This window comes from Natronomonas sp. EA1, assembly GCF_051195035.1.
GTDB lineage: Archaea > Halobacteriota > Halobacteria > Halobacteriales > Haloarculaceae > JBNTJV01.
On the sequence record NZ_JBNTJV010000003.1, the window covers coordinates 667,349 to 684,625 of the forward strand.

General features: G+C 68.2%; 16 protein-coding genes. 7 read left to right on the forward strand and 9 right to left on the reverse strand.

Annotation, left to right across the window (positions count from 1 at the left end):
• Positions 1-4 precede the first annotated feature (4 nt).
• From ACQUQR_RS13155 to ACQUQR_RS13165, 3 genes are all read right to left on the reverse strand, one after another.
• Entirely contained in the window at positions 5-586 is a 582-nt protein-coding gene (locus ACQUQR_RS13155; protein ID WP_435196941.1) for a DUF7090 family protein, read from the reverse strand.
• 94 nt (positions 587-680) lie between these two features.
• Entirely contained in the window at positions 681-1,109 is a 429-nt protein-coding gene (locus ACQUQR_RS13160) for a DUF2391 family protein (protein WP_435196942.1), read from the reverse strand.
• A 193-nt stretch (positions 1,110-1,302) separates the two neighbouring features.
• The gene (locus ACQUQR_RS13165) at positions 1,303-2,115 is read right to left on the reverse strand and encodes a histidine kinase (RefSeq protein ID WP_435196943.1); all 813 of its coding nucleotides are present in this window, start codon (positions 2,113-2,115) and stop codon (positions 1,303-1,305) included.
• A 142-nt stretch (positions 2,116-2,257) separates the two neighbouring features.
• Here ACQUQR_RS13165 and ACQUQR_RS13170 point away from each other — a divergent pair, with 142 nt between their 5' ends.
• The gene (locus ACQUQR_RS13170) at positions 2,258-2,938 is read left to right on the forward strand and encodes a class I SAM-dependent methyltransferase (protein ID WP_435196944.1); all 681 of its coding nucleotides are present in this window, start codon (positions 2,258-2,260) and stop codon (positions 2,936-2,938) included.
• 28 nt (positions 2,939-2,966) lie between these two features.
• Here the strand turns inward: ACQUQR_RS13170 and ACQUQR_RS13175 are convergent, their stop codons facing one another.
• Positions 2,967-3,584 carry a DUF1684 domain-containing protein gene (locus ACQUQR_RS13175; RefSeq protein WP_435196945.1) on the reverse strand — a complete coding sequence of 206 codons (618 nt, stop codon included), beginning with the start codon at positions 3,582-3,584 and terminating at the stop codon, positions 2,967-2,969.
• A gap of 487 nt (positions 3,585-4,071) precedes the next feature.
• Between ACQUQR_RS13175 and ACQUQR_RS13180 the strand changes: the two genes are divergently transcribed.
• Positions 4,072-6,492 (forward strand): ATP-dependent DNA helicase, encoded by a 2,421-nt coding sequence (locus ACQUQR_RS13180; RefSeq protein WP_435196947.1) that lies wholly within the window; start codon positions 4,072-4,074, stop codon positions 6,490-6,492.
• Here ACQUQR_RS13180 and ACQUQR_RS13185 read toward each other — a convergent pair.
• From ACQUQR_RS13185 to ACQUQR_RS13195, 3 genes are read right to left on the reverse strand one after another with little or no spacing between them, the layout of a single operon-like run.
• Positions 6,451-7,410, reverse strand: a complete 960-nt coding sequence (locus ACQUQR_RS13185) for an ABC transporter ATP-binding protein (RefSeq protein WP_435196948.1) — start codon at positions 7,408-7,410, stop codon at positions 6,451-6,453. The two genes, ACQUQR_RS13180 and ACQUQR_RS13185, sit on opposite strands and share 42 nt — an antisense overlap.
• A complete protein-coding gene (locus ACQUQR_RS13190) occupies positions 7,403-9,097 on the reverse strand; it encodes an ABC transporter permease (RefSeq protein ID WP_435196949.1) in 1,695 nt (564 codons plus the stop codon). Before ACQUQR_RS13190 ends, ACQUQR_RS13185 begins: the two co-directional genes overlap by 8 nt.
• Positions 9,054-10,106: a thiamine ABC transporter substrate-binding protein gene (locus ACQUQR_RS13195; RefSeq protein WP_435196950.1), complete on the reverse strand. Its 1,053-nt coding sequence runs from the start codon at positions 10,104-10,106 to the stop codon at positions 9,054-9,056. The genes ACQUQR_RS13190 and ACQUQR_RS13195 overlap by 44 nt, the downstream gene beginning before the upstream one ends.
• Positions 10,107-10,192: 86 nt before the next feature.
• Here ACQUQR_RS13195 and ACQUQR_RS13200 point away from each other — a divergent pair, with 86 nt between their 5' ends.
• On the forward strand, positions 10,193-11,173 hold the full coding sequence (locus tag ACQUQR_RS13200; protein ID WP_435196951.1) for an AI-2E family transporter: 981 nt from the start codon (positions 10,193-10,195) through the stop codon (positions 11,171-11,173).
• Here ACQUQR_RS13200 and ACQUQR_RS13205 read toward each other — a convergent pair.
• Entirely contained in the window at positions 11,170-11,937 is a 768-nt protein-coding gene (locus ACQUQR_RS13205; RefSeq protein ID WP_435196952.1) for a sulfurtransferase, read from the reverse strand. The genes ACQUQR_RS13200 and ACQUQR_RS13205 overlap by 4 nt on opposite strands.
• A gap of 386 nt (positions 11,938-12,323) precedes the next feature.
• On the opposite strand from ACQUQR_RS13205, the gene ACQUQR_RS13210 reads away from it, so the two are divergent.
• Genes ACQUQR_RS13210 through ACQUQR_RS13225 form a run of 4 tightly spaced genes read left to right on the forward strand, consistent with a single transcriptional unit; the run spans position 12,324 to position 16,440 of the window.
• Positions 12,324-13,520, forward strand: a complete 1,197-nt coding sequence (locus tag ACQUQR_RS13210) for an ABC transporter substrate-binding protein (RefSeq protein ID WP_435196988.1) — start codon at positions 12,324-12,326, stop codon at positions 13,518-13,520.
• Between the two features lies 1 nt (position 13,521).
• Positions 13,522-14,403 (forward strand): carbohydrate ABC transporter permease, encoded by an 882-nt coding sequence (locus tag ACQUQR_RS13215; protein ID WP_435196953.1) that lies wholly within the window; start codon positions 13,522-13,524, stop codon positions 14,401-14,403.
• Positions 14,400-15,281, forward strand: coding sequence for a carbohydrate ABC transporter permease (locus ACQUQR_RS13220; RefSeq protein ID WP_435196954.1), 882 nt, complete (start codon positions 14,400-14,402; stop codon positions 15,279-15,281). Before ACQUQR_RS13215 ends, ACQUQR_RS13220 begins: the two co-directional genes overlap by 4 nt.
• Before the next feature lie 10 nt (positions 15,282-15,291).
• Positions 15,292-16,440, forward strand: a complete 1,149-nt coding sequence (locus tag ACQUQR_RS13225; protein WP_435196955.1) for an ABC transporter ATP-binding protein — start codon at positions 15,292-15,294, stop codon at positions 16,438-16,440.
• 6 nt (positions 16,441-16,446) lie between these two features.
• Here ACQUQR_RS13225 and ACQUQR_RS13230 read toward each other — a convergent pair whose 3' ends face one another.
• On the reverse strand, positions 16,447-17,172 hold the full coding sequence (locus ACQUQR_RS13230; protein WP_435196956.1) for a glycerophosphodiester phosphodiesterase: 726 nt from the start codon (positions 17,170-17,172) through the stop codon (positions 16,447-16,449).
• Positions 17,173-17,277 lie beyond the last annotated feature (105 nt).

Here is a 17,277-nt window from a genome sequence, read left to right on the forward strand (position 1 = left end):
ACTCCTACTCGAAGTCGCCGGTCACCGTGCCGTCCTCGGTGAGGGTGATGACCGCGCCGAACAGCTCCTTGTAGCGAGTGACGACTTCGGGGTCGTGGACCTCCTCCGCGAGGTGGAAGAGGCCGACGGCGTCGTGTTCCGCGAGCAGGTCGAGGATCTGGGCGATCGCGTCGAACGCGCGGTCCTCGTCGGCGTAGTAGGCCATCTCGGTGATGGAGTCGAACGAGAGGCGGAGTTTCCCGTCGTGGGTGGTGAGGAACTCCTCGACCTTGGCGACGATTCCGTCCAAGTCGTCGGGCGAGGAGACGTAGTGGACGTGTTCGGAGGAGCGCCGGGAGTAGCCGCGCTCGATGGAGAGCGTGTCGAGGATGTCGGCTTTCGTCTCGTCGACGTCGTAGTACTCCAGTTTCTGCTGGACCTCACGCGCGGTCGTCCGGGTGGAGACGACGAGCAGGTGGTCGGTGTCGGTCTTCAGGAAGTCGGTGTCGAGGCGGTCGGTCTCGCCGGTTGACGGGTGGATGAGCAGCACCCCAGTGCCTCCGGGGATGGTGTCCGGTGTGTTCTCGATGGCGAGTTCGTAGTCCATGTCCGGGAATGGTCTCGCCCGCTCTTAAATCCCGGTCAGAGACCGCCGGGCTGGCGGGCGATCAGAAGACGCTGTCGGCGGTGGCCGCGCCCGGTCAGAAGACGCTGTCGGCGGTGGCCGCGCCGACGACGGAGAAGACGCTCCCGATGGCGACCGCCGTCGCGGTGGTGTACGGCCAGTCCTCCTGGGGAACGCCGAGGTCCGTGAGGAACGTCGCGGGGGCGTTGAACACGAGCGCGAGGATGAGCACCGCGCCGAAGGAGACGACCATGAGCGAGAGGAACCGCAGGGGGACGCCGGCGATGGCACGCTCGCGGTCGGGGTCGCGGTCGTCGGCCTGATACAGCGCGCCGTAGCCGATGACGAAGACGATGAGGGCGGTGAGCCCACCCTGCAGGAGGCTCATCTCGGAGGCGAGCTGCCACACCTCCGCGGTGACGACGAACGGGCCCGCGAGGAGGAACCCCCCGACCATCTGCTGGGCGATGTCGGCCACCATGAACCGACGACGTGGACCTGCCATACCCTCCCGAGGCAGCCCCAGAATAAAAAGCCACGCGCCGGGTGCGGGGTTCGTCTCCCGGTGATTGTCTGCTCTGCGCTCTCTCACCATCCTCTCCTCCCCCTCCTCTCGGCTCGCCATGTTCCCCTCACTCATCGTCGTCGGCTCGCCATGTTCCCCTCACTCATCGTCGTCGGCTCGCCATGTCCCCCCCTCACTCATCGTCGACGACCACGGAGCCGTCGTCGGCCACCCGCCGAAGCCCGGCCGCAGACAGGATGGAGTCGACGAGCGCCGCCTCAAGCCCCGCGTCCCGGAAACTGGGGGCGACGTTGCAGTCGACGGCGACGAGTCGGCCCTCCGTCTGCACGAGGTCCACGCCGAGCGACCGGACGCCGAGCGACCGGACGAGCCGGCGCAGTCGGTCGACGACCGCCGGGTCCGGATCGATTCGCCCGAGGACCCCCTTCCCACCGCCGAGCTTCGGACTCGTCAGCACGCAGGCGACGTGGACCGTCTCGCCGTCGTCGACGGCGTAGTACTTCAGGTCGTACTGCACTCCCCGCAGGAGGGGCTGGTAGAAGTCACCGGGGCGATTCACCGACGGCTCGGTCCCCATATCGAAGAACGCCTTGCTCACGTAGTCGCCTGCGGGGGGGTCGAAGGTGACCGGCGGGACCTCGAACCCCGCGCTGGCGAGGATGGCGAGCGCGGCCAGCCGGTTCGCGAGGGTGAGCGACACCGCGTAGCCGTTCCACGTCGGGACGCCCAGCTCCTCCGCGCGGCGCAGGGCGTCGAAGGAGGGCCACCGGACCTTCTTGTTGACGAGCAGCGAGAGCTCGCGAAGCTGCTCGTCGGAGAGGGAGACACCGGGTGGCAGGAACACCACCTCCACCCCCTCGGCCGCCAGCCGGCGGGCCACCTCGCCGAACACGGCGTGGTCGGCACTGGCGATGATCCCGACGCGGGCGATGGTCCCGACGCGGGGAGTGGCGTCCGACGCGGGCGCTTCGCGTGGCGGCGACACGACAGTGGCTCTACTCACCACGCGGGAATAATGGTGTCTGTAGCGTCGCTGCTCGGGGGTGTCTCGGCTCGCCGGCTGGCTGGGCGCCCGCTCGTCGTGGACAGTCGAACCCGTTTTGCCCCTCGACCGCGAGGCTTCGAATATGAGTGTCCGCCAGGAGTTCGACGCGTGGGCGACGGACGGCCGCGACAAGGGGATGGAGGAGCGCCACTGGCACACGGCGAAACACGCGCTCGCCCGGATGCCCGTGGAGGAGGGCGATACGGTTCTCGACCTGGGGACCGGCTCGGGCTACGCCCCCCGCGCGCTCCGCGAGACGAAGGGTGCGGGCCGAGCCTACGGGCTCGACGGGTCGCCGGAGATGGCGCGCAACGCCACCTCCTACACCGACGACCCGAACGTGGGCTTTCTCGTCGGCGACTTCGACTGCCTCCCGTTCGCGGACGACTCGGTGGACCACGTGTTCACGATGGAGGCGTTCTACTACGCGAGCGACCCCCACCACACCCTCGAGGAGGTCGCGCGGATCCTCAGACCGGGTGGCACCTTCTACTGCGCCGTGAACTACTACGAGGAGAACGAGGCCTCACACGCCTGGCAGGAGAACATCTCCGTGGAGATGACCCGCTGGGACCGCGAGGAGTACCGCGAGGCCTTCCGTGAGGCGGGGCTCTACGTCGCCGAGCAGGACACCATCCCGGACCTCGACATCGAGATCCCCGACGAGAGCGAGTTCCCCACGGAGAACTGGGAGACGCGGGAGGCGATGGTCGACCGCTACCGCACGTGGGGGACGCTGCTCACCGTCGGCGTCGCGCCCTGATTCGAGTTCTCAGTTCGGCAGTTCCGGCTCAGTTCGGCAGTTTCTCCCCGGCCTCGACGACCGTCTCCAGCCAGTTCTCCTGGGGCGGGAGCGGACACGCGAACGCCTCGTTGTACGCACAGAAGGGGTGGTACGCGAGATTGAAATCCAGCGTCACCGTCTCCACGTCCTCGATACTCCCCTCCGCTCGCGGGTCGCTTCGCTCCCCGCTCGCGTTTTCCGAGGCGCTTCGCGCCTCGCCAACCTCAAACTCCATGTACCGCCCCGCGCCGTACGTCTGCTGGCCCGTCGTCTTGTCGCGGAAGGGGACGAACAGCGACGCGCCCTGGCCGTCGGCCTGCTGGTAGGCGACGAGGGAGTACTCCTCGCCGTCGAGTTCGAAGTGGAGTCGCGCGACCCGCTCGTACTCCACCTCCGTATCGGCCGTCGTCTCCATCGTGATGGTGTCGTCCTCGTCCACGAGCTCCACCTCGGCCTCCACCCGATACGCCGGGTCCGGGTCGAAGTAGGCCAGCCCGTCGAACCCCTCGCGTTCCTCTCGCGGCAGGGGTGACTGCGGGTGCTCCGCGAAGTAGTCGTCCTTCTCGCCGCGGTACTGTTCTATCTCGGAGCGCCACGTCTCCACGTCGAACTCGGCCTGGCTCATACCCGGTGTTCTCGCTCACGCCCGTAAACGGTTCTCCTCTCGTGCAGGTGGTGTGAACACTCGCGAACGGGTTCGGGTTGTGGGTGGTTCGGGGTGCCTGCCGCGAATTGAGATACTGTACTGCCCTGCGACTGCACCGCGGGGACAGCCATCAACACCACCTCGAAAGCCCCCGAGCGCTCGCGGTCGCTGCGCGGGATATCCGCTTCGCGGATAGTGCCCGCGCAGGCGACTCCCCTTCGGCGCGGTGGGGGAAGGCGGCCGACGCAAGCACTGGAGCGAACGGAGTGAGCGAAGCGCGCAGCGAGGCCTCCGACTCCAGCGCGTCGGGGCTTTCGAAGTGTTGTCATCAGCGGTACCCGCGGTTCAGTAGCACGTCGGGGATTCCGAGAAACAAATAGAACGAACTCAGCAGGTCCGAACATTCAAAACGGAGAACGAGCCACGTGCCGACACCCCTATGCCCGCCCGGACACGAGCGAACGACGTGACAGACGAGTCGGACTGGCGTGCGGTGTTCGGGCATCCGTCGCCCTACGACGAGCAGGCCGACGGCATCGAGACGGCCATCGAGACGGCCGAGGACTCGGGCTTCTCGGTCATCGAGGGGGCCTGCGGCACTGGCAAGACCATGCTCGCGCTGACCGCGGGCATCCACCTCGTGCGCGACCCCGACTCCAAATACGAACGCGTCTTCGTCCTCACGAGCGTGAAACAGCAGCTCAGACAGTTCGAGGCGGACCTGCAGACCATCAATACCAATCTCCCGGACGGCTGGAACCCGGTCTCGGCGATGACGCTCGTCGGGAAGGCGGACGTGTGTCCCTACGCCCGCGAGAATCGAGGGAACATCGACACGAAGAACGTTTACGAGCGGTGTGAGGGGCTTCGCGACCGGACGCGTGCGCTCACGGACGACACGACCGCGGGGGCACTCGCCTCGCAGGCGCGGAGCCAGCAGGTCGGACTCGCCGACTCCGGGCGCGACGGCGCGAGCTACCTCGAGACCGCGGGCGAGCCCTCTCCGTACCCGGAGGAGATGCCGGAGTACAGCGACGTGGAGTTCTGCCCGTTCTACGCGCAGTATCTCGACGACAAGCCCGAGGAGGGCGACGCCTCCGAGGCGGTCCCGTTCGATTTCACCGTCGAGGGGCTCATCGAGGCCGACGACCTCGTCCGGCTCTCGGTGCAGCACGGCACCTGCCCCCACTCGATGATGGGGGCCATTTTGCCCCACATGGAGGTCGTCGTCGGCAACTACTACCACGCGTTCGACCCGACGACGACGCAGAACTTCACGGCCCCCCTGATAGACGACGAGACGTTCGTCGTCTGCGACGAGGCGCACATGCTCGAACCCCGCGTCCGCGACCTGGTGAGCGACGGCGTGGGCGATTCCACCCTCCGCGACGCCGAACGGGAACTCACCCGCGTCATCCAGCCGCTCGAACACGAGGGGAAACAGGGCTCCGTCGGGAGCCAGGACCTCCAGCAGGCGCAGGACCTCATCCGCGAGCACCTGAACGAGTCGGACGTCTCGCTCGACGAACTCGTCCGTACCCGCGATTTCATCCGCGAGCTCAGAGAAGAACTCGACCGCCGCGTCACCGGCTACCTCGACCGGAACGAGCGGGGCTGGCAGTCGAACATGACCGACCTCCGGGACGCCGAAATCCCGCTCCGGGACCCCGAGGTTCCCGCGCCAGACGAGATCACGACGTGGGCGGAGAAGACGGAGTACGGCGAGGCCGTCTGGTCCCGCGCGGAGGTGGTGGGGGCGGTCGTCTCTCTGATCCTCAACACCGCGGAAGAGGAGGAGAAGAAACGCGCCGCACCCGCCGCGGGCCGGGTGCTGAACGCGTGGTCCCGCAACGACCACACGGAGTACTTCCGCGAGATCGAGCTCGAACGGACGTGGAACGAGATGGAACCGGCCGACTCGTGGCGTCGACCGTACAACGCCCGGCTGTCGATTCAGAACTGCGTTCCCAGCCGCGCCATCGGCGACCAGCTCGGGGAGTTCGGCGGCGGCGTCCTCATGAGTGCCACCCTCGCCCCCGTCGACGTGTTCGCGGAGGTGACGGGGCTCACCCACCTCGCCGAGGAGGAGGACCGCCCCATCGCCGAGCGAACCTACGGCCTCGCGTTCCCGGAGGAGAACCGGGCGTCGTTCGCCGTCGCGACCCCCAAATACACTCACGATAATCGGGGGCCGGTTCCCGGCCCCGAACGAGCGAGCGGGGAGCAGAGCGACCCGCGAGCACGGGGGTACCCCGACGAGGAGAACGACACCCGCCGCGCCTACGCGCGGGCCATCCGGCAGGTCGCCGACGTGCCCGGCAACGTCCTCGTCGGGATGCCCTCCTACGCGGAGGCGCAGTGGGCGGCCTCGATGCTGGCGGACCACGAGAAACCGGTACTCATCGACGAGGCCTCGGGTGACGACGTGACAGAGGACCTCAAGAAGGAGTTCTTCGACGGCCCGCCGAAGGTTCTGGTCACCTCGCTCAGAGGAACGCTCACGGAGGGCGTCGACTACAAGGGCGACCGACTGGCCGCCGCGGTGGTCTGTGGCGTCCCCATCATCAACACCGCCTCGCCCCGGACGCGCGCGGTCCGGACGGCCTACGAGGACCGCTTCGGCGACGGGTTCACCTACGCGCTCACCGTGCCCGCCGTCAGAAAGGCGAGACAGGCCGTCGGCCGCGTGATTCGCGGGCCGGACGAGGTGGGCGTCCGGGTGCTCCTCGACGAGCGCTACGCCCGCGACTCGTGGGACTCGGTCCGGGGCTTCCTCGGCGAGGAGGCCGCGGAGTTCAGACCCGTCTCGCCGGATATGCTCGAATTCGGCATCGAGCAGTTCGTCTCACAGCACGACGGCGTCGGCCGGGTCGAAGCCGACGACTAGCTTCGCTCCCGATGGCGGGTCGTCCGTGTAGACGACCACTTCGGTCCCGTTCCAGTCGAGGCCCACGCGCGTGCTCGCGCCGTTGAACTCGGTGTAGGTGATCTCGCCTTCGAGCCGGTTCTCGCCGCCGTCCACCTGAAACGCCTCGGGCCGGACGGCGACCGTCTCCCCCTCCGCGGGGAGGGTCCACCCCCCAAGCTCCTCCCGGTCGAACACGTTGTTCTCGCCGACGAAGCCCGCGACGAACCGGCTCTGCGGCTCTCGATAGATCTCCTCGGGCGTGCCGACCTGCTCCACCCTCCCCTGGTTCATCACGGCCACCCGATCCGAGACGGCGAGCGCCTCCGACTGGTCGTGCGTGACGTAGATGGTGGTGACGCCGAGCTCGCGCTGGATGCGTTTCACCTCCCGTCTGAGCCGTTCACGCAGGCGGGCGTCGAGCGCACTCATCGGCTCGTCGAGCAGCAGCAAGTCGGGTTCGGGCGCGAGCGCCCGCGCGAGCGCGACCCGCTGTTGTTGCCCGCCGGAGAGCTCGGTGGGGTCGCGCTCGGCAAAGCCCTCCAGCCCGACGAGTTCCAGCAGCTCGGGCACTCGCTTTCGACTCCCGTCGTGGAACTGCAGGCCGTAGCCGACGTTCTCGCCCACGCTCATGTGGGAGAACAGCGCGTACTGCTGGAAGACGACGCCGACGTGCCGGTCCTCGGGCGGGACGCCCACGACGTTCTCGCCGGCGATTGCCACCTCCCCCTCCGTGGGCTCCTCGAACCCCGCGACGGTCCGCAGGGTGGTGGTCTTCCCACACCCGGAGGGCCCGACGAGGGTGAAGAACTCCCCGTCCTCGACGGTGAGGCTCACGTCGTCGAGCGCGGTGGTGTCGCCGAACGTCTTCGACACGGAATCGAGGACGACCCTAGCCACGGTAGGCACCTCCCAGGCGGTCGATGACGACGAACGAGCCGGCGGTGACGACGAGCAAGATGGTTCCCATTGCGGTGGCCGGCCCCAAGGTTCGGTCGGTCAGGTAGCGCTCGACGGCGATGGGGATGGTGTACGCCGAGGAGCCCTCCGCGAGGATGATGGTGGAGTCGAACTCCCCGACCGAGATGGCGAAGGCGAAGGCCGCGCCCGCGGCGATACCGGGGGCGATGAGCGGCAGCTCCACGTCGACGAGCGCGCGGACTCGGGTCGCCCCGAGCGCCCGCGCCGACTCCGAGAAGGCGCGGTCCAGATCCGCGAGCAGCGGCGCGACGTTCCGCACGACGAACGGGTAGGCGGCGACGGCGTGGGCGGCGACGATGGCGAGCGGGCCACCCACCCGAAGCCGAGTGCCGAACAGCTCGATGCCGAACACCAGCCCCTCCAAGAGACCGATGCCGATGACGACCCCGGAGACGGCGAAGGGGAGCATCACCGCCGTCCCGAGCAGGCGCGCGAGCGGCCCCTCCCGGTTCGAGGCGAGCGCGAGGACGATACCCATGGGGACGGCCAGCAGGAGGGTGCCGACGCCGAACAGCAGGGTGTTCCGGACGGCGGGAAGGGGTTTCGTCTGGAACGCGAGCCCCGTCGTCTGCCGTCGGAGGAGGAAGGCGTAGTAGTCGAGAGTGAGCCCGTCGGGGCCCTGCACGCTCGCGACGAGCATCGAGAGGATGGGGAGCGCGAAGACGACGACCACGACGCCTGCATACAGAAGCAGCGCGAGGCGTTTCGCGTCGAGCACCCGGAGCGACTGGCGGGGGAGCGGGGAGACGGTCCGCGCGCCGCGGGCCTGCGCGCGCTCGTAGCGCAGGTAGCCGTAGGTGAGCGCGAGCGAGACGACGGTTTCGAGGACGGCGAGCGCGGCGGCCTCCGTGAGTTCGAGGTTCTGGACCTTCGCGTAGAGCCACACCTCCACCGTCGCGAGCTCGAACCCGCCCAGCGCGAGCACGATGGGGAACGACATGAACGTGAAGATGAACGTGAGCAGGGCGCTCGTGAGGACTGCCGCATAGAGCTGGGGGGCGACCACGTCGAGGAACGCCTTTCGCGGGGACGCACCGAGCGACCGGGCCGTCTCGACCGCGCGCCCGTCGACGCTCTCCCACGCGGCGGCGACGATGCGCGTGACGAGCGGGGCGTTGTAGAACGCGTGGGCCACGACGACGAGCGGGAGGGTGAAGACGAGGTCGACGGTGGGGAGGCCGAGGAATCGGAGGAGGTCGTTGACCGGCCCCTCCCGCCCGAAGGTGGCGACGAAGCCGACGGCGACCATGATGGAGGGGAGGACGAACGGCACGGCGGTGAGCGACTGCAGCGTCTCTCGCCCGCGAAACTCGAAGCGGGCGAGGGCGTACGCGCCGGGGAGGCCGAGCGCGAGGCTGGCGAGCGTCGAGAGGAACGCCTGCCACGCGGTGAACGCGAAGAGGTCGTGGTAGAACGGGTCGGCGAGCACGTCCAGCACGGGCGCGAGACTCACCGACCCTTCGGGGGCGAAGGCTTCGGCGAGGACGGTCCCCACCGGGTAGTAGAGCAGCACGACGAGCAGGAGCGCCGTGAGCCCGCCGAGCAGGGGGAGCGCGACGCGCTCAGCCCTGTGCGATCTCGCGTGCCCAGGTGTCGACCCACTCATTCACGTTGCCCTTCAGCTCCTCGTAGGTAAACGTCACCGGCTCGGGCGGCTCCTTCGCGTACTTCGCGAAGTCCTCGGGGAGGTCCGCGTCGTCGATGGCCGGGAACTGGACGTTCCGGGTGGCGATTTCGCCCTGCGCCTCCGGGGTGAGCATGAAGTCCATGAAGGCGGTCGCCAGCTCCGCGTTGCCCGCGCTCGCGAAGCGAGCCATCCCCTCGGGGTTCGCGTACCCCTGGTCGTTGAGGAAGCCGATCTGGTGTTTCGAGAGGTCCTGCCCCTGCGCGCTGGCGTACACCTGGTCGGTGGAGTAGGAGACGACGATGGGCTTTTCGCCATTGAGATAGGCGTTGTAGGAGTCCGACCAGCTCCCGACGACGGTGATGCCGTTCGCCTTCAGCTCGCGCCAGTAGTCGAGCCAGCCGTCCCCGAGGGTGTGGATGCTCCAGAGCAGGAAGGCACGCCCCGTCGCGGCGGTCTGGGCGTTCTGGACGATGAGGGTGTCCTCGTACGCGGGGTCGAGCAGCGCGTCGAACGTCGGCGGCTCGTCCACCTCGTTCTCGTCGTAGACGAGGCTGATGTAGCCGGTGTCGTACGGGACGGCGCGCCCGGTGGGGTCGAACTGGAGCCGCTGTTTGACGGCGTCGCCGTTCGCGAGGTCGCCCTGCGACTCGGCGAACAGCGGCTCCTCCAACTCCGAGTCGAGCCGGATGAGCTGGTCGGTGTTCAGCCCCACGTAGACGTCCGCCTCGATGGGGACGTCCTCCTGTGCACGCCGGATGTAGTAGTTCAGGCTGGAGTCGGGCGTCTCGAACTCCACCGTCGCGTCGTACTCCGATTCGAACGCGGATTTCAACCACGCGCCCGCCGCCTCCTCGTCGTCGACGAAGGAGGGGTAGGTCGCCACGGTCAGCGTGCCCGTGGGCTCGCCGCCACCCGTGAAGCCGGTACAGCCGGCGAGTCCCGCCACACCGGCGACACCGGCGGCCGAGAGGAACTCACGTCGCTTCATTACTGAGTAATCACACCCTGTGATACATAAGCGCGGCGGGTTCGGCCCACCTCAACGGTTTTGTCGCCCCCGAGAGATGGGTGGGTGTGACATCGGTACGTCGTCGGAGGCTGGTGCTCGCCGGACTGCTCGCCGTGCTCGGCGGGGTCGCCGTCTTCCTGCTTCGGGAGGTGCTCGCGACGGTGTTCATCGCCGTCACCGTGGCGTACGTACTGCTCCCGGTGCGGGCGCGGCTCGTGCGGCGGGGGCTCTCCGACCGGGCGGCGAGCGCGGTCGCGGCGACGCTGGCGTTCCTCGTGGCCGTGGCGCTCGTCGCCCCGCTCGTCATCGCGCTGTACACCCGGCGACAGGCGCTGTTCGACCGACTCGCGGCGCTCCCCGAGACGGTGACGGTCGATTTGGGCGTCCTCAGCTACGTCATCGACGTGGAGGAGGTGCTGCTCACGGCCCAGGACGCGCTCACGGCCCTCGCCATCGACGTCGCCCGTGCGACCCCCGTGCTCGCGCTGAAGGCCGTCCTGTTCGTGTTCGTCGTCTTCGCGCTCCTGCTCAAGCCGGGGGCGGTCCGAACGGGGTTCCTCCAGCTCGTCCCGCCGCCGTACCACGACGTGCTGTTCTCGCTGCACGACCGCATCAGGAAGACGCTGTACGCCATCTACGTCCTGCAGGCGGCGACGGCCGCCGGGACGTTCCTCATCGCGCTGGTCGTCTTCCTCGCGCTCGGCTACGTGAACGCCTTCGCGTACGCCGTCATCGCGGGGATCCTCCAGTTCATCCCCATCGTCGGCCCGAGCATCCTCGTCGTGGGGCTCGCGGCGTTCGACCTCTCCTTCGGCGACCCGAGTCGCGCGGTGCTGGTGCTCGTCTTCGGGTTGACACTCATCGGCTTCCTCCCCGACGCGCTCATCCGCCCGAAACTGGCGGAGCGGACGGCCGCGCTCCCCGGAAGCGTCTACTTCGTCGGGTTCACGGGTGGCGTGCTCTCGGTGGGTGTCGTCGGCTTCATCGCCGGCCCGCTCATCGTCGCGCTGCTCATCGAGGTGGTAACGCTGCTCTCGGTGCGTTAGCGTTCGATGGGCCCGCCCCGGGCCTCCCACTCGGTGAGCGACCCCTCGTAGAACTCCACGTTAGCGTACCCGAGCTGCCGGAGCACGAAGTAGGTGTGTGAGATGCGTCGCGCGGTGTTACAGTAGAGGACGATGCGCCGATCGGGGGTGATCCCCCTCGATTCCAGGATCTCTCGCAACTCGGCCTCGGGTTTGAGCCCGCGCGTGTCGTCGTCGACGAGTTCGCGCCAGTCGACCTGCACCGCGCCGGGGAGGTGACCGGCCTCGTACTCGGCGGGCTCGCGGGTGTCGACGAGCAGCGCGTCCTCTTCGAGCGCGGTCGTCACCTCCTCGTACGGGATGAGCGGGCCGTCCTCCTGGAACGTCGCCGTGTACTCGCTCGCCTCCCACTCTCCCTGCTCGCGGGAGACGCGCCCCTCGCGTTGCCACGCGGAGAAGTCCCCGTCCAGCAGGTGCAGCTTCGCGGGGTCGTGGCCGTAGAGAAGGGCCGTCACCAGAAACCGCGCCGCGAACACGCCGTGGGTGTCGTCGTACGCGAGCAGGTGGTCGTCGGTCGTGATGCCGGCCTCGGAGAGCAACTCGGCGAAGACGTCCGCGCCAGGGAGCTTCCCGGCCTCGCCGTCCTCTCCTCTGAACGCGTCGAAGGGGATGTTCACCGCGTCGGGGAGGTGGCCGATGCCGTCGAACTCCCACGCGTCGCGCACGTCCACGACCCGCGCGTCGTGTGACTCGACCCACGACGGGGGAACCACGTACTCGCTCATACCCGTTCCACACCCCCCCGAGCAATCAACACCTCGCCACCGTCCACCCGTGCCGTGACTCGGAGATGGAGGACGATGTTGCCGGTACGTCGTTCGTCCCGTCAGTTCTATATAACCCTCTGGTCGGTCTGTTCGCCCCCCGTCCGGACCGATAGATAATATAGTAAAAATATAATCTTTCTTAGTTGTTCCTGCAAGTGGACTTTTCGATGACAACACTCGACGATAGTCGCAGTTCCGCGCACAGTAGTCTCTCCCGGCGTACCGTCCTCAAACGCTCGCTCGCCGCGGCCGGCGCGTCGGTCGGACTGGCCGGCTGTACGGGTCTCACGGGAAGTTCTGGAGTCCAGCCGATAAGCGGCGACGAGCTCACCATCTGGCACGCGATGGGTGGCGGGAACGGCGAGGTGCTCCAGGGGCTCGCCGACGACTTCCAGTCGGAGACGGGTATCGCTGTGAACCTCGTCTTCCAGGACTCCTACGAGGGCGTGCTCACGAAGTTCCTCGGCGCGCTCGAATCCGGCGAGGTACCGGATCTCGCGCAGATCGACAGCCTGTTCGCACAGCAGGTGCTCGGCACCGGCGCGACCGAGCCGGTCGAGAACCTCCTGTCCGATTCGTTCCCCGTCGACGACCTGCTCCCGAACGTCACCTCGTTTTTCACCGTCGACGACGTGCTCCAGTCGATGCCGTTCAACAACTCGAACGCCATCATGTACTACAACCGGACGGCGTTCGAGGAGGCCGGACTCGACCCCGACAGCCCGCCGACCTCGCTCGCGGCGGTGCGGGAGTACTCCGAGACGCTCGTGGACGAGGGGGTCACCGAGGCGGGCATCACGTGGCCGAACCACGTCTGGTTCGTCGAGCACTTCTACTCCGTCGACGGCCAGCTGCTGTTCGACGCCAAGAACGGCCACGCGGGGAAGGCGTCCACGCTCTACACCGACAACCCGACCGCCCGCCGCGTCTACGAGTGGTGGCGCGGGATGGCCGACGACGGCCTCTACACCAACCCCGGCATCGAGGCGTGGGGGGAGGCGACCTCCACGTTCCTCACCGGGAACGCGGCGATGCTGCTCACCTCCACCGCCTTCGTCACCGGCGCACGGCAGGGCGCAAAGGAGAACGGCTTCGAGGTGGACAACGCCTTCTACCCCACGGTCGACGGCGACCGCGTCGGACCGGTCATCGGCGGTGCCTCCTGGTTCGCGCCCTCCGGTCTCCCCGACGACCGCCGCGCCAAGATCGGACAGTTCCTCGAGTTCATGGCCTCACCGGCGTCCCAGATCACCTGGCACAAGGGGACCGGCTACTACCCGAACCGCCAGACCGCCATCGACCGGCTCGAAGCGTCGGGCTGGTTCGAGGAGAACCCGATGTACCGGACGGCGTTCGACCAGCTCACGGAGGCGGAGAATACCCCGGCGACGAAGCGGATGCTCGTCGGGCCGGCCCGACAGGCCCAGACGACGATCCAGAACACGTCCGTCCAGCTGTTCGAGGGGCAGGTCGGCATCGACGAGGGGCTCGGACAGCTGAAGACGACCGTCGAGAAGCAGCTGAATCGGTACCACAGCTGAGATGGCGGCTCGCGAGATCTTCGAGAGCCGACTGGGGGCTGGCGCACTGCTGTTACCGACGATGGTCGTCTCGGTCGTCTTCCTCTACTATCCGGCGGTGCGGGCGCTACTGCTCAGCTTCCACGAGGCGTCGTTCGGCCGCGGAAACGTGTTCGTCGGCCTCGACAACTACGTCCGGCTGTTCCGGTCGGGTGACTACCTCGACAGCGCAGCCCTCACCGTCGCGTTCGCCGCGCTCGTCGTCGTCCTCGTCATGGGGCTGGCGCTGGCGGTGACGTTCCTCATCCACGAGGTGGAGGTGGGGACGAGCGTCTATCTCGTCTCGGCCATCTGGCCGTACGCGCTCCCACCCGCGGTCGCGGGGCTCGTCTTCCTGTTTCTCGTCCACCCCACGCTCGGGGTCGTCACGACCTACGTCGAGGCGCTGGGGGTCGAGGTGGACTGGTTCAGCGACGGGCCGCAGGCGTTCGCGGTCGTGCTCGTCGCCGCCGTCTGGAAGCAGATCGGCTACAACGTCATCTTCATGACGGCCGCGATGAACAACGTCCCGGCGTCGCTCACCGAGACGGCGCGGCTCGACGGCGTGAGCCGGCTCCAGCGGCTGTTCCGCGTCTACGTCCCGATGATGTCGCCGACGCTCGTGTTCCTCGCCGTCATCAACACCATCTACGGCTTCTTCGGGACGTTCCCGTTCGTCGACCTGATGACGAAAGGTGGCCCCGCGGGGGCGACGAACGTCCTCATCTACGACCTCTACCGGACGGCGTTCCAGTTCTACGACTTCGGGTTCGCCTCCGCGAAATCCGTGGTGCTGTTCGTCGTCGTCGGCCTGCTGATGTACGTCCAGTTCCGCGTCAGCGACCGCTACACACACTACGGATGACGCGCATCGACACCCTCACCGGCACCCCGCCGTCGGACTGGGCCGAGCGCACCGCCGCCCGGCTCGACGGCTCGCAGCTCGGGCTCCACCTGCTCACCGGCGTGGCGGTGTTCCTGCTTCTTCTCCCCGTACTCGTCGCGCTCGTCGTGAGCACGAAGGAGTCGGGAATCGTCACCACCGTCGGCGACCTCGTCCCCGGCCGCGCCGCGGTGGAGAACTACCGCCGGGCGCTCGTCACCTACGGCTTCTGGCGGTTCATGCTCAACTCCTTTCTGATGGCGGTCGTCGTCGTCGTCGGGAAGCTGCTGATCTCCCTGCTCGCGGCGCTGGCGCTCGTCTACTACCGACTCCCCTACAAGAACCTCGTGTTCCTGTTCGTGCTGTTCACGCTCCTGTTGCCGGTGCCCGTGCGGTTCATCCCGCTGTACCGGCTGATCGTGGAACTGGGGTGGAACAACTCGCTTCTCGCCATCACCGTCCCGTATCTGGCGAGCGCGACGACGGTGTTCATCCTCAGACAGCATTTCCTGTCGATCCCGGCGTCGCTCGTCGAGACGGCGAAGCTCGACGGGGTGGGTCCCGTCCGGTTCCTCGTCTCCGTGCTGATCCCGATGTCGCGGGCGGTGCTCGTCGGCGTCTCGGTCATCATGTTCGTCTACGCGTGGAACCAGTATCTCTGGCCGCTCGTCGTCGTGGACACCGAGTCGCTTCAGGTCGCGCAGGTGGGCTTGAGCCTCCTGCGCGGGCAGGCGAGCTCCGGGGAGGTCGCCTGGTCGATGGTGATGACCGGCTCCGTGCTGACGCTGCTGCCGCCGCTCGCCCTGCTCGTACTGTTCCGCAAACCGTTGCTGGAGACGTTCACGATCCAACAGAAATGACACGCAACCCATGACAGACGTAACGCTCACCAACGTCCGCAAGGCATTCGGCGACGTGGTCGCCGTGAAGGATATCAGCCTCACCGTTCCCGACGGGGAGTTCGTCGTCGTCGTCGGCCCCTCCGGCTGCGGGAAGTCGACGACGCTCCGGCTCATCGCGGGGCTCGAATCCGTCACCGAGGGGGACATCCGCATGGGCGGGGAGAGCGTCGTCGGCATCGACGGCGCGGACCGCGACGTGGCGATGGTGTTCCAGAACTACGCGCTGTACCCGCATATGACCGCGCGCCGCAACATCACGTTCGGGATGCGCTCGTCGGGCTCGTTCACCGATGCGGAGGTGGCGTCCCGGGTCGAGGAGGCCGCGGAGGTGCTCGATATCGCGGACCTGCTCGACCGGAAGCCGGCGGCGCTGTCGGGCGGCGAGCGACAGCGGGTCGCGCTCGGGCGCGCCATCGTGCGCGACCCGAAGGTGTTCCTGATGGACGAGCCGCTGTCGAACCTGGACGCGAAGCTCCGCATCAGGATGCGCGCGGAGCTGGCGAAGCTCCACGCCCGGCTGGGAACGACGACGGTGTACGTCACCCACGACCAGACGGAGGCGATGACGCTCGGCGACCGCGTCGTGGTGATGTACGACGGGGAGATCCAGCAGACGGCCCCGCCACAGCGGCTCTACGACTACCCGGCGAACCGGTTCGTCGCGGAGTTCATCGGTGACCCGGCGATGAACGTGTTCCCGGTCGAGGTGCGGCGCGACGGGGGTGCGTACCGCGCCGGCCGCGGGGCGCTGCAGGTGGCGCTGCCGGCCGACGACTCGCTCACCTCGCTCGCGGGGCGCGAGGCCCTGCTCGGGGTACGTCCGGAGAACCTCCATGTCGAGCCGCGCCGCGGCCCGGAGACGGTCGAGGCGACCGTCACCGTGACCGAGCCGCTCGGTGACAGCCTGCTCATCGAGTGTGCGGTCGGCGACGTGGCGCTGAAGGTCCACGCCTCCCCCCGGAGCGGTATCGAGCCGGGCGATACGGTGTTCCTCTCGGCCGACGCCGCTCGGCTCCACCTGTTCGACCCCGAGACGGGGGAGGCACGGTACCACTCCGACCCGGAGGCACCGGTGACCGGGATGGCCGCCGCGACGTCCTCCGCGTCCGGGGAGTAACCGGGCTCAGTACAGCCCGGGGTAGTCGGCGATGAGGCCGTCGACCCCGGCGCGGCGTGCGGCGCGGGCGTCCTGCCACGTCCGGGCCGTCCAGGCGTTCACCGTCCACTCCTCGTCGAGCGGCTCTCTGAGCCCCTCGATGGCGGGGTGTATCGTTCGCGTTCCCACCGCATCGGCCATCTCGCGGGCGGTCTCGGTCTCGACGGCGATGGGAGCGCGCTCGACGCCCGGCGCGCGCTCCCTGACGGCGTGGAGTGCCCCCTCGTAGAAGGAGGAGACGAGGAGCTCGCGGTCGGCCGTTAACACGTCGAACACGCGGTCGACGAACGGCTGCCAGCGCTCGCGGTGCGTCTCGCGGTCGGTTGCGGCGATGGGACCGTGCTCGCCGGGCGGTTCACCCGGGTGTTTCAGCTCCACGTTCAGCGTCAGTTCGCGCGGGACGGCGTCGAGGAACGCCGCGAGCGTCGGCACGCGTTCGTCTGTGTCGAGCACCCGCGCTCTGGTGACGGTCTCCGTCGCGGTCGCGGCGACCGCCCCCGTGCGGTCGGTCACCCCGCGGCTGTTCCCCCCGTCGTCGAGCCGCCGGTCGTGGAACACGACGGGGGTTCCGTCGGCGGTGGCGACCACGTCACACTCGATCCCGTCGGCTCCCAGCTCGGCCGCACGACGGGCCGCGAGTCGGGTGTTCTCGGGGACGATACCGGCGAACCCGCGATGGGCGAAGCATCTCATCGGCTGATAGCGCCTGCGCAGGCAGGGCCCATTCGTGTTTCGCCCCGCGATAGCTACCGGCATTATTCTCCGGTAGGTGGGAGTAGTGGCCGAACGTACCGAGAC

Excerpts from the sequence above, each read along its gene's own strand:
- ACQUQR_RS13155 (WP_435196941.1), bottom strand. The coding sequence starts at position 586 with ATGGACTACGAACTCGCCATCGAGAACACACCGGACACCATCCCCGGA.
- ACQUQR_RS13205 (WP_435196952.1), bottom strand. The coding sequence starts at position 11,937 with ATGAGCGAGTACGTGGTTCCCCCGTCGTGGGTCGAGTCACACGACGCG.
- ACQUQR_RS13190 (WP_435196949.1), bottom strand. The coding sequence starts at position 9,097 with ATGAGTGGGTCGACACCTGGGCACGCGAGATCGCACAGGGCTGAGCGC.
- ACQUQR_RS13215 (WP_435196953.1), top strand. The coding sequence starts at position 13,522 with ATGGCGGCTCGCGAGATCTTCGAGAGCCGACTGGGGGCTGGCGCACTG.
- ACQUQR_RS13220 (WP_435196954.1), top strand. The coding sequence starts at position 14,400 with ATGACGCGCATCGACACCCTCACCGGCACCCCGCCGTCGGACTGGGCC.
- ACQUQR_RS13160 (WP_435196942.1), bottom strand. The coding sequence starts at position 1,109 with ATGGCAGGTCCACGTCGTCGGTTCATGGTGGCCGACATCGCCCAGCAG.
- ACQUQR_RS13195 (WP_435196950.1), bottom strand. The coding sequence starts at position 10,106 with ATGAAGCGACGTGAGTTCCTCTCGGCCGCCGGTGTCGCCGGTGTGGCG.
- ACQUQR_RS13225 (WP_435196955.1), top strand. The coding sequence starts at position 15,292 with ATGACAGACGTAACGCTCACCAACGTCCGCAAGGCATTCGGCGACGTG.
- ACQUQR_RS13170 (WP_435196944.1), top strand. The coding sequence starts at position 2,258 with ATGAGTGTCCGCCAGGAGTTCGACGCGTGGGCGACGGACGGCCGCGAC.
- ACQUQR_RS13175 (WP_435196945.1), bottom strand. The coding sequence starts at position 3,584 with ATGAGCCAGGCCGAGTTCGACGTGGAGACGTGGCGCTCCGAGATAGAA.
- ACQUQR_RS13210 (WP_435196988.1), top strand. The coding sequence starts at position 12,324 with ATGGGTGGCGGGAACGGCGAGGTGCTCCAGGGGCTCGCCGACGACTTC.
- ACQUQR_RS13230 (WP_435196956.1), bottom strand. The coding sequence starts at position 17,172 with ATGAGATGCTTCGCCCATCGCGGGTTCGCCGGTATCGTCCCCGAGAAC.